General features: G+C 64.7%; 10 protein-coding genes. 4 read left to right on the forward strand and 6 right to left on the reverse strand.

Translation table 11 applies throughout. The features are described 5' to 3' along the window. From ACFQX9_RS27440 to ACFQX9_RS27465, 6 genes are all read right to left on the reverse strand, one after another. Positions 1-1,611, reverse strand: coding sequence for a DUF2235 domain-containing protein (locus tag ACFQX9_RS27440; protein ID WP_204512732.1), 1,611 nt, complete (start codon positions 1,609-1,611; stop codon positions 1-3). 126 nt (positions 1,612-1,737) lie between these two features. Next, complete coding sequence (locus ACFQX9_RS27445; protein WP_204512731.1) at positions 1,738-2,175, reverse strand: hypothetical protein; 438 nt, start codon at positions 2,173-2,175, stop codon at positions 1,738-1,740. Positions 2,176-2,385: 210 nt separating this feature from the next. Continuing rightward, on the reverse strand, positions 2,386-4,236 hold the full coding sequence (locus ACFQX9_RS27450) for an ATP-binding protein (protein WP_246776099.1): 1,851 nt from the start codon (positions 4,234-4,236) through the stop codon (positions 2,386-2,388). Between the two features lie 362 nt (positions 4,237-4,598). After that, positions 4,599-5,663: a hypothetical protein gene (locus ACFQX9_RS27455; RefSeq protein ID WP_204512730.1), complete on the reverse strand. Its 1,065-nt coding sequence runs from the start codon at positions 5,661-5,663 to the stop codon at positions 4,599-4,601. 166 nt (positions 5,664-5,829) lie between these two features. Further along, positions 5,830-6,399 carry a hypothetical protein gene (locus ACFQX9_RS27460; RefSeq protein WP_377791112.1) on the reverse strand — a complete coding sequence of 190 codons (570 nt, stop codon included), beginning with the start codon at positions 6,397-6,399 and terminating at the stop codon, positions 5,830-5,832. 743 nt (positions 6,400-7,142) lie between these two features. Next, positions 7,143-8,222 carry a hypothetical protein gene (locus tag ACFQX9_RS27465; protein WP_377791113.1) on the reverse strand — a complete coding sequence of 360 codons (1,080 nt, stop codon included), beginning with the start codon at positions 8,220-8,222 and terminating at the stop codon, positions 7,143-7,145. A gap of 123 nt (positions 8,223-8,345) precedes the next feature. Here ACFQX9_RS27465 and ACFQX9_RS27470 point away from each other — a divergent pair, with 123 nt between their 5' ends. The 4 genes from ACFQX9_RS27470 to ACFQX9_RS27485 all read left to right on the forward strand — a co-directional run bounded on the left by ACFQX9_RS27470 (position 8,346) and on the right by ACFQX9_RS27485 (position 14,672). Next, entirely contained in the window at positions 8,346-10,139 is a 1,794-nt protein-coding gene (locus ACFQX9_RS27470) for a hypothetical protein (RefSeq protein WP_204512727.1), read from the forward strand. After that, a complete protein-coding gene (locus ACFQX9_RS27475) occupies positions 10,129-12,774 on the forward strand; it encodes a hypothetical protein (protein WP_377791114.1) in 2,646 nt (881 codons plus the stop codon). The genes ACFQX9_RS27470 and ACFQX9_RS27475 overlap by 11 nt, the downstream gene beginning before the upstream one ends. Positions 12,775-12,865: 91 nt before the next feature. Beyond that, positions 12,866-13,861: a hypothetical protein gene (locus ACFQX9_RS27480; RefSeq protein WP_377791115.1), complete on the forward strand. Its 996-nt coding sequence runs from the start codon at positions 12,866-12,868 to the stop codon at positions 13,859-13,861. Further along, positions 13,830-14,672, forward strand: coding sequence for a DUF2326 domain-containing protein (locus ACFQX9_RS27485; protein WP_377791116.1), 843 nt, complete (start codon positions 13,830-13,832; stop codon positions 14,670-14,672). Before ACFQX9_RS27480 ends, ACFQX9_RS27485 begins: the two co-directional genes overlap by 32 nt. Positions 14,673-14,872 lie beyond the last annotated feature (200 nt).

Here is a 14,872-nt window from a genome sequence, read left to right on the forward strand (position 1 = left end):
TCAGGCCTCCTCGTTCGGGGCGCACGCCTCGGCAGGAAATTTAGGCGGTTCGCCGGCCAGGTTCTTCTGACCCTGGTAGGAATTCGCCGGGAACCGTGCGCCGGGCTCCCAGAAGCGCGCGAAGTCTTCGTGCCGACGCAGCGACGCCGGGCGATATGCGCCGAAGCCGTCGGTCAGGCGCACGGCCTCGCCGTCGAAGCGGCGATAGACGCTGGCGTGCATGATGCCGTGGAGACCTTGGTCGGGCAGCTCGCGGTGCTTCTCGGTCCAGGTGATGCCGGTCCAGTGCGGGACGGAGGAGAAGCCGGCGGCGACCTCGTCGTGCTGCGGCCCCTCCGGATGCGGCCAGACCTTCAGCACCCTCCGGTCGAATTTCAGCCCGTCCGGTACGGCTGCGGCCCAGCGAGCCATCCACTCGAGCGCGATGTCCGAGAGCCTGGACTCGTTCTCAGGATAGCTGCCGCCGATATCTGAGTGGTTGCCGGCGAACCAGACCTGCTCGAACCATTGGATGCCGTTGGCGTCCTTGCCGGCGCCACGCGGGCTGGACCAGCCGACGCGCGCGAAGTCCTTCCTGTTCTCGTCGATCGAGATCGCGTGCCTGGCGTAGCTTACCTGCGCGCTGAGCTCGGTGTCGTAGAACTGCATCCAGAGTTCGTTGAAGTGGATGGTCCGCAGCTTGTCCTTCCAGCCGTAACCGTCGACCGCGAAGTCCCACTTCAAATGGGTATAGACGTAGACCGCGACCGCGGTCAGCGCCGCGAGCGCGATCACGCCGAAGAACACGTTGCCGAACGAGAAGTGCGCGAAAAAGCTGCCGGTCGGCAAGAAGTCGACCAGGGCCTGGATCACGCCGGCGAACACGGCGAGCCCGACCCCGAAGATGATCGAGAACAACAGGAACGTAGGCAAATTCCCCAGCGCCGCCACGGTGTCGAACACGCCGACGAAATACGGGTACACGTTCGCATTATCTGGCGCGTCGGGATCGTCCGAGCCATAGCGCTTGCGGAAGCTCTGCGCGATGCGCTCTCGCGTCTCGAGCAAAAATTTCTGCCGCGGCGTCGCCTTGTCGATCTTGCGCGGCTCGGTGAACTGGTAGACGTGCTTCACCGCCTCTGCGGCGAGCTTGCGGGCGGACGCGTTGTCGAGCTTGATCGGCACGCCGGGCTTGTCGGCGGCATGCGTAGGTATCCCACAGCGCGCGACGATGCCGCCGAGGCAGCGCACGGTGTAGGCGCCGCGTGAGAACCCGATCAGGACGATGCGGTCGCCGGGCCGCCACAACTGGATCAGCGCGGCGTAGCAGTCGATCAGGTTGCGCGTGATGCCGAAGCCGGTCGCCTGCGCGACCGTGTTGTGGATCCAGCGCAGCGCCTTGCCAAAGATGTTGGCGCCGTCCGCCTGCGAGCCGAGACCCGGATCGTAGAACGCGACCTGTTCGCGCGGATTGATGCTCGAGTCCGGGCCGCAGCGGGTCGCCCTGAACATCTTGTAGACGTTCGAGCGGGTCTCGTCGAAGCGGAACCCGCCGGCCTGGCCAGTGCCGTCCGAGTAGACGATCACGTTGCGGCCGCGGCAGCCGCCGTTTCCTTCGCATTGATCGATCATTTTCGTACCTTCTGATTAGATGCCGACGCTGGTCTGTTCGGCAGGCGAGCACAGCCTCGACTATGCCGGTGATGAATGTGATCTGAGCTGATGACGGTGGCGGCCGAAGCCGCCGCCGTCCCGCTGCTAGGCAGCGAGTTGGATGAGCCGGCGACGGATGCGCAGCGTACGGACTCTGAGGCTTGCGGCAGTTGCGCGGGTACGCGTGGCGATGCTCCCGTAGTCCTCGCCGGAAGCGATAGACGAGATCAGCATCCAATCTTCGGGCTTGAGCCGGTCATGCAGGATAGACAGGGAGGTGCGGGCTTCCACTCCGTCGGCGCCGTCGCCCTGCGGGGTGAGGTCGGACGCATAGACGCGGCGGAGACGGGCGCGGTAACGTTCGCGGCGCTCGGCCGTTGCAACGATCCGCTCGGTATCGGCTGGGGTACCAGCGGCGCCCGTTTCGATCATCGCGCTGATCGCAGCTTCGAGCGCCCAGGTGCGGTTATTGATGCAATAGGTTTTGTTGAGATCAGTTTGGAGGCGAGTATACGCGCCCCATTTATCAGGGTCGTCAGTCATGTGATCTACTTTCTGTGCAGGACCGCTATGGCCTACGGATCGTTTGATTGGCGAAAGGGGACGTCGTCTTATGTCCGGGGATCTGCGGCATGGACGCTGTGCCTGCCGAAGCGAGCCGGACGGGAGACGACCCCTTCATCGAATCAGGAGATAGTCTGACCGGTTTGTTACACGATGCCAAGGGCCGACCTTCGACCCCGCGTTCAAGGGTTAGACGGTCAACTGCACGCGATAGGTCTCCGACCACTCGCGGCGCAGGTTTTCTAAAATGTTCTTGGCTTCTTCGTTGGCATGGATCAGCCGGCTCTGGGTGCGGGCAAGCGACAGCAGCAACAGGTCGAGCGCGAACGCGGGCCCGGTGGACTCCTCCGGTGCCGACGATTCCGACTCGGCATCTCCATCCGTCTGCTCGACCACGTCCATCTTGGTCAGTGGTTCGTAGAGACGCTGGTAGAATGGATGAGCGGTATTGATAGTCAGGATCACGCGACCGAAATTGTGCCGGACATCATAGAAAGGCCAATATTCATCGTGCTTGAAGGCGATGATATATTTCGAGTTTTTGACCCGCTCGAACGCCTCGTCGTCCGTTTCGTTCTCGCGCTTGAGTGTCAACGCCAGTCCGCGAAGATTGGCGTCGAGCTGCGCCTGCTCCTCCGCCGATAGGTTGTCCAGCGCCTTGGTCTGGAACGGGTCGGCCTCGTTGGCCTTGGCCTCACTGAGTGATGCCTTGGCCGGCTCGCGCTCAATGCGCTGTTTGGCCTGGAAGCGCTTGATCTCATCATTGATGGTCGTGATGTCCTCGCCGATGGCGTCTTTGATGGCTTTTTCCAGGTAGCCTTTGAGGCGAACGCCCTGCTTGTTGGCGGCCACGCCAAAGGCTTCGTCGAGTTCGCCCGGAAATTCAATCTGGATGCGATACCAGTTGGTGACGCTGTGTCGGGTCGTCAGTTTAGGCATCGGCCCTGCAAAGACCTCGCGGCCGTTGCGCAGGATCGAAACGTTGAGACCATCGAAAATGCGAAGGTCATTCTTCTGCGTCTTGCGCGGAAGATGATACCATTCCTCGATCGGCAGCCGGAAAATTTTGATCTGGATGGGGACCTTACCCAAATCCATGGCGAACTCATTGAGATTAATCGGTAGGGGCTTGGCGATGATCAGGCGGCTCGTGCTCGTCGCGCCCTCAAGAAAACGAGTGTGGCGCGCGTTCGCCATCGAGTATGTTGGATCGAATGCATCGACGTGGCGGTTATTGACGTAAAGCCGCAAACCCTTGGAGATTGCCACGCGGTAAACACGCGACATCTCCTTGACGGCGTGTTCGACGAGCGTACGGGCCTGCGCATAGGTCAGGCGGTCGCATTCCGGCATGTGGACGATGGTGCCGGACGGCCCGAGTCGATCTATGATGTTGTCCTCCTTGCTGGCCAGCAGCTCCTGCTCCTGTGCGTCGGGCCAGGACATAGGCTTGCGGAAGAGATCGGCGAGCTCGTCGGAAAAATCGGACAGAAGCTCGGGATCGGGGAGCTGGACCAGATTGGCGCGCTCGCGTCCAATTTCGTCGACGTCGAGCGACATGCGGTAGATCGCCCCCGGTTCTTGCCATGAATAGATGTCGAAGCCGGGCGCTATGCTGAGCGCCGCGGTCTTCATGCCCATGCCGAACCGCGCGATACCGTCGCGGCTGCCGTAGCTCATGGAGCCCCCGAAAGCCATGGCAACCTTCAGCACGTTCGGCGGCATGCCGACGCCATTGTCGTAGACCGCTACGTCAGTGTGATAATTGCCCCGCTTGCCAAGTTGGCGGAAAAAGATGCGGATTTCGGTCGCGCCAGCCTGAATCGCGTTGTCGACATGCTCGCACAAGGCGGACGTCGTGTGATTGTAACCGACGTCGCGCAGGGACTGGACAAGCGTCTGGGCGAAGAAGAGCGGAACCGTCGCTTTGTCCTTGAGGATGCGGGTCATGACCGCCATGCCGCCGCGGGGGGCGTTTTCGCCCCAATTGGGCGCGGTTTGATCCAGAGGTTCTTGGGAGTTGTTGTCGTTACCGACCATTTACGTCTCCTTCGTTCTGTGACGCCCCTTGTGGGCGTCGGGGAGGCATGCGCCTTCAAATATATTAGGATGCGAGAGCGGGAGTCTGTTACTAGCTCGGCCGGGCAGAACGGCGGAAGCTCGGGTGCCTAACGGGTGGCAGCTTCGGCCATGCTCATCGCCATCGCAAAAAGCTGGGCAGAGGCACCGCGGGACGACACCGAGGCGTCCGAGCGGTAAATGCCAAGTTGAGCACTTCGCGCTGCGAAGGTCGTGAACCGCGACTAGACCTAAGGCAGTTAAGGGCGCCGGTTCAGCCCATCGGGAACATCGCTTCGTAAAGCGGCCACAAACTGGGGGCGCGCAAGCCGGCTTGCCCCTACTCACGCCGGCGGGACATCCCTGGAATCAAAGCCCAAACTTGCGAGCGCAGCCTCGTCGTCGTCGGCAAGGCATTCGTGGCGTGCCAAGCGATCGAGTACCGCTTGGGCTTCCACGATCGGCTGCTCATAAGGCTTACGCAGTGCCGGCCTGCTCTCGACGAAACGCGCAAGGAGGGACTTGTCCGCGGGGAGGTCCGTTTGCCCATCTCGGGATGTATCCTCCAGTTCCGGGATCGCTTTGCGAAGCTCGGGCTTCCTCCAGGCAATCTCGCGCAAATGCTCCGCGGAAGCGCGGACGCAAAGTTCGGCAGCTGCGGACGCTCGCGGGTGATGTTCGGAGAGCGAGACGATCTCGGATCCAAATCTGGGTTCGTGCCCGGATTCCGCGAGTGCCGGTAGCGCGGACGATACCTCGTCCAGACCAAACACATGAGAACGGCGGCCGCAGGAAATGCGGTTCTTGCGGTCGGGGCCGGGTGTGAAGAAGCCTACCCCGTACGGCCGGTCCAGGTAGTATCTATCGAGATCCGAGTGGCCTATGACGAAATCTACGCGACCAGCGGCCTCGTCGCAGATGGCGTACCAGACCGGGTCGCCAGCAGCCACATAGACGTAGTCCCCGCAGAACATCAACTTAGATGCGTCGTGTTTGGCCTGCCGCTCTTGCGGTTCGCACTCTGGCCAGAACTTACCCTTGCTTACCCTTCGCTGAGCCAGGAAAACCTCGGCTGAGGAGGCATCGAGGTAATAGGTGCGACTCGTCGGGTCCAACACGCGGCTGGCCCTTTCCCAATTTGCGGAAGCGAGAGCCAGAAATGCAGCAGGCGTAAGTGGATCTGCGTGATCGAAGATCTGCCACCAAAGCATTCCGCCGAAGGATCTTACTTCGTGCGTCTCCCGATAGCCCCGGTCCTCGCTGAGAATTCTGTAAGCAGGCGGCGCCGCCGCCGGGTCCACTTCGGCGATCTCAACCGGCTGCAGGGCCGTCAGAAAGACCGGCCGTTTTTTCTTCCCCTTCCAGAGGAAATATTCGGCGCGGTAGGTGAAGCGGTACTGGAAGATCATTGGCCCGCCTCCGGCGGTGGAGCACTCGTCAATTCTCGGTTCTGTCACACTCTGCCGTGGCCGGCCGACTCCGACCTGGTCTAGATCTGCGCCGCGGTGCCTTCCACTGAGGCGTCCAAAAGTGCGCCGAAGCGCAGGATCGAGAGCGGTGAGTAGAGGGTGCCTCCTACGGTCCGCATCTGCACGAATCCCACTTCCCGCCGTGGGGCGGGGCCGGAAAGGCTTGGCTTGCGTAGGTTCGCTTGCGCCCCTCTGAACCTTGCTCGATGGTCCCGAACAGGATGCTTCCTTGCTCATCGGTCCAGTGGACGCCGATGGAGACGCCCTTGAACCCCTTCGTCGAAGAACCGTGTGCCGCTCGCGAGAGGTTAAGGAATACTTCCGCGATGTCGGTCCCGAACGATACCGAAGCCGAACTCGGGTAGATATCTGCGACGCCGAGACGCTTCGGAGTGCCGGCCTCGTGCTGCATCGTCATCGCGCACAAAGTCAATCCGGTGCGGACGATGGAGGCCCCTCGCGACTGCCGCCCTCCGATCGCGGCCAGGATCGTGGCCCCGTCGACCGCGAGGGCTCTGTCGTTCCGCGACAGCCGAGCTGGGATCAGGTCGGCTTCCACGAAGGCCGCGATGGCGGGGACGACGAGGCAACCATCGAGTTCAAGGCGGTCGGCGACCTGGCTTCGAAATCGGCTCGACCGGTAGAGCCGCTGCCGTTCGGTATATGCGTCCGACATGAGTTCGTACCTCGGGTAGGGAGGTTCGCGACACTCACGGACCGCCTTTTCATCGCCGGAGATGAAGCGTCACCTCCCATCGGCTAAAGATATCTCTCAATTATAAGATCACTAGAGTCAAGCCACCGCTGGCAACACCCTTAACGGTATCCGCTGCGGAACTGGGCGATCTGTTGGTCAGCCGAGACCGGCTGTATCGCCGCTTGAGCTGAGCGGCCACACTCCCTCGTAGGCCCTCGCTCGACCTTCTGGGGCATGCGCGCCGCCGGGATTCACCGAAGATCGACTCTGCTCGCGGAGCTGTCGGTCCCATTTCGTTGGGTTTGGGGCGGGAATAATCGGTCCCAATTCGTGCCCCAATAACGTGCCCACGGACACGGCAAGTCGAGTCAAGATATTGAAATATGTACTCTTTATTCGCTTAGAAAATACTCTGGCAGACTTTCACCGTACTTATAGGACCCCCCTAAATTCATCGAAAACGGTCCCCTTTCCTGCACCAAGATACCTTTCGTGCGGTCTCCTGCGGTCCGATTTCGTCTGCTGGCGGGAATTTCGGTGCACCAAACGTGCCCCCGGATCCGCGCGATTCCAGGTAATTAGGTACGCTGAGGGCTTCGCCACAATCGCGCCACAATTTCCAGAAAACGGGTGTATCTTACTATCGAATTTATCTGAGGTTGTGTCGCTCCGCGCCGCCGATCTGCCGCCCTCGCGCCGCTCCTTCCTTTCCGGGATCGACTTCAGCGCGGGCCCGCCAGGCGCGCCCGCGCCGCGGCGTAGACGCCGCCGTCGGGTTGCTCGGGATTGGGGCCGGCCGGGCGGACCTCGTCGATCGCGCCCTGCGGCCCGATGCTGACGATGCCCACCCAGCCCATGCCAAGCACCTGCGTCGTCGCCTTCCAGTCCGCGGCCGTGCCGCGAGCCTCCTCGGCGGCGGGGTCGGGGGGGACGGGTGAGGAGGGTGAGGAGGGTGAGGAGGGTGAGGAGGGTGAGGAGGGTGAGGAGGGTGAGGAGGGTGAGGAGGGTGAGGAGGGTGAGGAGGGTGAGGAGGGTGAGGAGGAGGACTCCGACCGCTCCGCCGCGAGCGGCGACCCCTCCGCCGCCGCCTCTGCGGGCGCTTCCGCCACGGCCAGCACGAACAGCGGCAGCAGCCGGGCCAGCAGCAGCGAGCGCGCCAGCCCGTCCGAATCCTTGGATTGCTGCTGTTCGGGCAGGTGCAGGTCGACGCCGGCAAGGATTCGGCCGTCGGCGGCGACCTCGTAGCCTAGGCGGTGGAAGTGGCGCATCGCCGGGCGCGGCGAGGTCTCCGCGCGCCGGCCGAACTCGCCCTTGACGTAGCCGGCGATCGCCTCGCGGCAGGTCCTGATTGTCCCCGCCCGGCGCACCAGCGCCGCCGAGCGCGCCGCCGCGGCCGGATCCGCCGCGCCCGGGGGAAGGCTCGAGACCCGGCGCTGCAGGCCGGCGATGGTGGTCCGCCCCGCGCGCAGCTCCTCCAGCGCCCGCATGCCGGCGTCGCGGTCGCGGTCGTAGAGCCGCAGCGCCAGCTCGACCGCGTTGTAGGAGGGCAGGACCAGGGTCGAAGCGGCGATGCCCTCCTGCCTCGCGACCCGCTCCAGGCGGTGCCAGATCGCGAGCAGCCTCTTCAGCACCACCGGCTTGAGCTCGGTGGTGGCGTGGGCCTCCCGCAGTACCGCTTCGGTCCGCGCCCGGTCGTGCCCCCCCGCGAGCCGCTCCTCCAGCACAGCGGCGATGCGGTGCCATGGCACCTCCGAGCGGAGGGCCTCCTGTAAGGACTTCGTTAACCCCGTTTCGGATTCCAAGGCTGTCGTTCCTCCAGACGCTTGTGAGTCAAGTGATACATCGCTAGATGGTCGAGTGTCCCGACGGAATCAGTGATGGATCACTCGGGCCACTGAAGCACCCCCCGAAGGAGCCCTCAAGCGATGTCCGAAGCCCAGGTCGATCTTTCTCCCCTCCCGCCCGTCCCCTCGCCCGCGACCGCGCCCGCGGCGCGGCGGGCCGGCGCCGCGCCGGAGCGGCGTGGCGCGCCGGTCCGCACCGCCGCCCGCAACCCCGGGCGCGCCTGGATGGAGACGGCCTCGAACCTAGTCGAGGAGAGCCGCCGCGCCGCGCGGCGCGAGCGCACCGAGCGGCAGGAGCAGGACGAGCGGGACGAGCTTGGCGCCGACGGCGAGGGCGCGCTCCGCTCGCTGGCGGTCGCGCGGATGGTCGAGACGTTCGGCGAGAAGATGGAGCTGCCCTACCATGCCGAGCACGCGCTCTGGAAGAAGGTCATCGGCCCGGCGGTCGACATGCACGAGACCCTGGTGCGGCGGCTGATCGTCGATGGCTTTCCGATTCACCTCGCCGGGACCGTCGCCGACATGGCCGAGGCCGCCTACATGGCGCGGCATCGGCCGAACGGAAAGCTCAAGCGCGGGCGCATGACGCTCGGCCCGCGACTGTGGGTGAAGAACCGCAAGAAGGACAAGAAGGACGAAGACGGCGCGGTCCGGCGCTTCGTCTACATCAAGCATCTCGGCAAGCGCGAATCCGCGCGCATCGAGCTCCGCGAAGGCGAGGACGTCCGCTTCCACCTGGGCGCCCTCTACGCGCTGGCCGAATTCGTCGAGGAGAGGGTGCGCGAGGCGCTCGGCTACGTGCTCACCCGCGACGTCAACATGACGCGCGTCTACGACGAGTACCTCGACGAGAACGCCCCCGGCAAGCACGCCGAGGCGCTCGATGCGGACCTCCACAAGCGCGCCAAGGCGGCGCTGGACCTGGTCGCCGCCTACAACGGAACGTTCGCGTTCGACCGGATCGGCATCAACGCGGCCAGGCAGTACTCCGCCCACCGGACCGCACAGGAGAAGCAGCGGCAGTCCTGCGACGCGGAGGAGACCGAATACGTCTCCTCCTCGACGGCGCGCACCGAAGCCGACTTCATGATCATGGCGGTGAACTGGTTCACCGCGAAGTACCAGCTGCCGGCCAAGAACATCGAGCGGCCCAAGGTCCGCGGCACCGGCTACAAGTACATCCCCCTGGCCTACGTGCTGCGCCTGCTGCGCGCCTGCCGCGGCCGCGTCTTCGACGCCGCCGGACGGGTGATCGGCTGCCACCGCTTTCCGGAGCGCTATGCCTGCGTCGAGCGCTTCATCTGGCTCTACTTCTATTCCGGCACACGCCACGGCAACCTGCCCGAGCTGCTCTGGCACTGGGATCCGACCGCCGGACACATCAGCACCTGGCTCAAGCGCATCATGCGCCAGGGCCAGTGGTCGGAGGTCACCACCAAGCGCCGCGGTCAGTCCGATTTCAACGGCTCGCTGGACGACCTCGCGCCGAAATGGGAGGCCGCGGACCGCGAGAAGCGCCGCGAGGCGAAGTCCGACGTTCTCTACACGCACGTGCTGCACGACGAGAACGGCGAGCCGCTGGCCGAGGGCCGCATCGGCGACCTCTTCCGCGAGGTGCGCGAGCTCGCCGGCCTCAAGTTCGTGACGCCGCACATGCTCAAGCATTCGGGCGTGACCACGCTGACCCACGCCGGCATGGACCGCGCGTCGATCTCGTTCGCGTTCTCGACCCACCCCGACACGCTGCAGAAGTACTACACGCATCTCAACGAGGAGTGGAGCTCGCCCCGCGTGCTCGACCCGGGCGATCTCCAGTTCCACCGCCTGCGCCGCTTCTCCGAGCGTCCGATGAGGCCTCTCGCCCATGCCGCGTGAGACCGTTCCCAGGAAGCTCCTGCCGCTGCTCGGCCGCGACCAGGTCGGGCCGGCCGACGTCTTCGCGGTCTGCCAGAATCCCTTCTGGCTGCGCCGGCACCTCGCCTACGACGAATCCTACGCCAAGCGGCAGGCTCTCGTGGTCGGCTTTCACGCGCTGGCGGGACTGAAGGTCCCGACCATCTGCGGGATCGATTTCGAGAATTGCTTCCCGGACGAGCTGCTGGTCAGGATCGAGTTCGACAAGAAGCTCGAGGACGTGCCGATCACCCCGGCGCTGGCCAAGCTGCTGAGGGACTGGATGCGGGCGCGCCCGGCGAGCGTCTCCAAGCGGCTGTTCGCGACCGAAGACGGACCGATCGGCCGCAACACCGTGGCGGTGGCGATGGCCACCATCGGCGAGACCTTCGGGATGCCGCGCTTCGCCGACGCGCTCATCGCCTTCTTCAAGGCAAACCTCCACGGCGAGAAGGCGGCGGCGCACGAAGCTCCCGTCGCCCGGGCCTACGTGACCCGCCGCATGGCCCGCGGCGGCGTGACCACCGAAGCCATCGCCCGCCTTCTGGCGCGCACCGATCCCTTCAAGGAAACGGCGCGCTTCTTCGGAGAACCTGCCCTGCAGGGCTGGCGCGACCTGCTGGAAACGTCCGCTCTGCCGGCGAGCTACGACGATTGCCTCGGCGACCACGCGTTCGGTCGCAAGGGCCCCCGGACCGGGCGGCTCGCCGACGACCATCCGCTGGTCGTCGCGCTGTCGTCCTGCGTCTGGCCGAAGAACCGCCGCGCCGCCGCGGCCGCCCGGGCCGCGCTCTACGACAAGCACGGCAAGATCATCGACCGCCTGATCGCCGCGGGGGACGTCTCCATCGGGCAGCTCGCGGAGCTGTTCGCCATGACCAAGACGGGTTTCGTCAAGCTGCGCCGCAAGCGCCGGGGCCGGGTCGTCGATCCGGATCGCAACAGGCCGCGGCGACGCGACGGCGTCGCCTGCGCCATCGTGGCCTTCGCCGATCCGAGCTGCCTGGCGTTCGACTCGGTCGTCAAGCTACGGAACACGCTCTGGCCGAAGAACCCGAAGCGCCGCGCCGCCGTCCGCGAACCCCTGTTCGTAAAACATGGAGGCGAGATCGAGCGCCTGGTCGCCGAAGGTCGGCTGCTGATGCGCGAAGCGGACGCTCTGTTCGGCTACGCAAAGAACGGTTTCCGGATGCGGCTCGCCCAGGCCCGCCGCGCGGCGACCGGCACGATGGCGAAGCGGCATCCCCTCTACACCGTTCTCGACTGCAGCGCCGCGGAGCGCGCGCACATCGACCGGATCGCGGCGATCGTCCGGCCGCGCGGCCGGGCGCGCGTCGAGTTCGGCCAAGACGTGCTGCGCAGGCACGCCGACTTCGTCTGCAGCATGGTCGGCGGGCGCAAGCTGCGCGTCGCCACCGCCGCCTCCCTGCTCGGCGTTTCGGCGGGCCGCCTGACGCTGCTCCGCGCCGAGTTCGAGGCCGGCACGCTCGCGTTCGCGCTCGCGCCGCACGGGCAGGAGGATCGCGCGGTCTGGCGCGAACTGGTGCTGCGCGAGCTGCCGGATCGCCCCGACGGCCAAGGAATCGTCGCCTTCTGCACCGGCTTGCGCAGGCGCTACGGGATGACCCTGCCGTTCGACTTCGTGCGCCACGTGGTGGAGACCCCGGACCGGATCCCCGCCGCGCCGAAGCGGCCGGGCCCGGCGCGCGCGGTCGCGACCGCGGAAGAGCGGGTTCGCATCGCGGTGATCGCCGCCACCGCCTGGGAGGACGGATCGGAGGACGAGACGCGCCGGGCGCTGTTCGAGGAGCACTTCGCCTTCGTGTTCGCCATGATCGACGCCCGCAAGGTCACCGTGGTCGAGGCGGCGCGCCTGTTCCGGGTGCGGCAGGATCTGATGACGCAGCTTCGCGCCGACTTCCGGGCCGGCTGCTTCGGCTGGGCGCTGCGTCCGCCGGTGCCGGAGCCCGAACGCAAGCGGTGGCTCGAAGTGGTGCGCCGCGAATGGCCGAAGCGGCCGAATGGGCAGACCCCCAACGAGTTCTGCCGGTCCCTGCGAAAGCGTTTCGACTTCCCGCTTCCGTTCGCGTCCATCAACCAGGTGCTGGCGCGGATGCGCCTGCACGACCCGCACGAGCCGTCGCTCTATTCCGAACCGCGCCGACTTCGGCAGGAACTGAGCGGTGCCGACCGCAATACGATGCGCGCCCTGTCCAAGGCGGACTGGTCCGGCGCGGCCGACGTCGCGGCGCTGCGGCGCGATCTCCTGGTCGAGCACATGCCGGCGGTGGTGGCGATGCTGGACGGCTGGAAGCTGAACATGGAGCAGGCGGCCAAACTGTTCCGCGTCGGCGGCACCAGGATGTCGCGACTGTGTCGGGAGTACCGGGAGGGAACGTTCGACCTCGCGGTTGCGCCTGCTGCGACGCGGGAGAAGAAGGAGCAGGCCCGCAGGACCGTGATCTCGAAGATCGCCGCACAGGGCGGCGCCGTCGACAATGTCACGCAGTTCTGGCGCCGGCTCCGCCGCGAACGGCGCCTAGTCCTGTCGCTCGACGAGGTTCGACGAGTGGTCAAGGCGCACGCGCCGGCGGCGGACGCCGCGCGCGCCGTCTGAGGTCGATGCGGCCAAGAAGGCCCCCGTGATCGGCCCCGCCCATTCGAGCCTGATTGGTCCCGAACCACGCCTCTGCCCGAAGAGGATACCGATGGCTGATGACTTTGGAACACCCGTTACGATTCCGGGGCCGGCGCCCATTCCGGCCGACAAACTACCGAATCCTCGTCTGGGCGAGCGGCTCGGCCCCAAGCGCGCTCCCGCCTGGAGCAGATCGAAGCGAATTTTCGGTATGCGGTTGGTACGGCGGACGCGGCCCGCGCAACCGGTAGAAGATTCAGACGTCGGCTGTCGGGCGCAGTCTCCTGAGGTGAGAAGCCTCGAAGCACACGCTCATCTTCCGTCTTGTGGTGCGCCGAATCTCCGCGCGTGCATAGGTGTTGAAACCCGATTTTTCGAACGAACAGAGGTCGTCAGCGAGGCCGTTCGAGGGTACGTCTTAGTTCGGGCTTGCCACGGTTCATGCTACCGAGCGAGCAATCGGGGATACAAGGATGCCGACGTCTCTGGACAAACGACGTTTCGCCGCGGGACTGATTTCGAGGGAAGGTTCACGCCTTCATTTAGATCGCTCATCGCGTACTTCGCGCGGCGGCGCAAGTCGGGCGGCTATGGTGCCATCCAGAAACAGAATGCAAACCAGCAACCTTGGGATTCGCAAGTCAACCTCTCGTATCTGATCGGTCTGGATTGGCGTATTCCAAGAGACATTCAGGACCTGCAGGCCCGCAAGAAGGGAATGCAGAACCTAAAAAAGGCCATTAAGGAAGGCGAACTGGGCGTTATCTTTGGCAGCTCGGCCGAGATCCGCCCCGAGATAGTCAGGACGGAAGAACGTCTCGCTCAATTAAAGGCACGCATCGACAGCTTCCAAGTTCTGGAGACGTATCGCGAAACAGCGGCCGAAGTTTCCGCGTTGAAAATCAGGATGAATGCCATCGCCCTCGATCTATCGTTGGCCGATGAGACGATCGCCCACCTGAACGAGGCTATCAGCGATGAGGAGCCGCCGGCTTACGCATCTGTCGAGCGGCTATATAGCGAGGCCGGCGTCGTTGCCGACGGTCTCGCTGCGACGTTTCGATGAGGTGCAGGAGTTTCAAAACTCCGTCGTGGCCAATCGAAGGAAGTATCTCGAGCAAGAACTCGAGAGCGCGCGCACGGAAAAACGCAACCTCGAGGTCGAACTGAGCGACCTCGACCTGCACAAGTCGCGCTTGCTGAGGCTGCTCGATGGTAAGGGCGCCTTGGACGATTTGATGGCTCTTCACGAAGGATACGCCGGGGTCAAGAGCCGTGCCGATCAGCTGCGCGACAAGCTCCGAAACGCGAACATTCTCGAAAATCAGGTGGCGCAGAACAAGCGGGATAGCGCGGAGCTCGAGCTGCGGCTGCAGGACGACCACAAGGGAAACGAGACCGCAATTAACTACGCCACTGCGAAGGTCGATCACGCCATTTCCGAGCTATACGACGACAGAGAGGGCAATCTGATCATCACGCCATCGAAGACCGGACCTCAGATCGAGATTTCGATCCAGGGCGACGGCAATCTCGGCGGTATCGATCAGATGAAGATCTTCTGTTTCGACAGCATGCTCTTTGAGGTCACTTCCGGGCGCTTGGGTGGTCCGAAATTTCTCTGTCACGACAGCCACCTCTTCGATGGTGTCGACAAGCGACAGGTCTATCTGGCTCTCCTCTTTGGTGCCAAAGTAGCCGAGGCCCAGAAGGGCCAATACATCGTCGCCATGAACAGCGACGAATTCAACGCCTGCATGGAGGCGGGAGCCGTGACCAGTCGGGCGACAGAGCAAAGCATCCTGGAAAATGCCGTCCTTCCCGTCCGCCTGACGGACGACGAGCATGGCGGCCTGTTCGGCTTCCGGTTTGACTAGGCGCTACGCTGAAACAACCGGTAATGGGGCGGTCCTGGTGCACGGTGGTCGTGCGACGTCCTGGAGCTGGTGCCTTGGGTGCGCTCGCCGGTCTCGGACTCGGACTGGGGCGAGCATGCTTCGGTGCTCCGGCCGAAGCCGTTGCGGAGATGCGGATGACCCTCCCGCGCAAGACGTCATGCCCATCCGGTCGCGACGCC

Origin of the sequence: Bradyrhizobium sp. GCM10028915, assembly GCF_042666195.1 — a bacterium.
Taxonomy (GTDB): domain Bacteria; phylum Pseudomonadota; class Alphaproteobacteria; order Rhizobiales; family Xanthobacteraceae; genus Bradyrhizobium; species Bradyrhizobium canariense_D.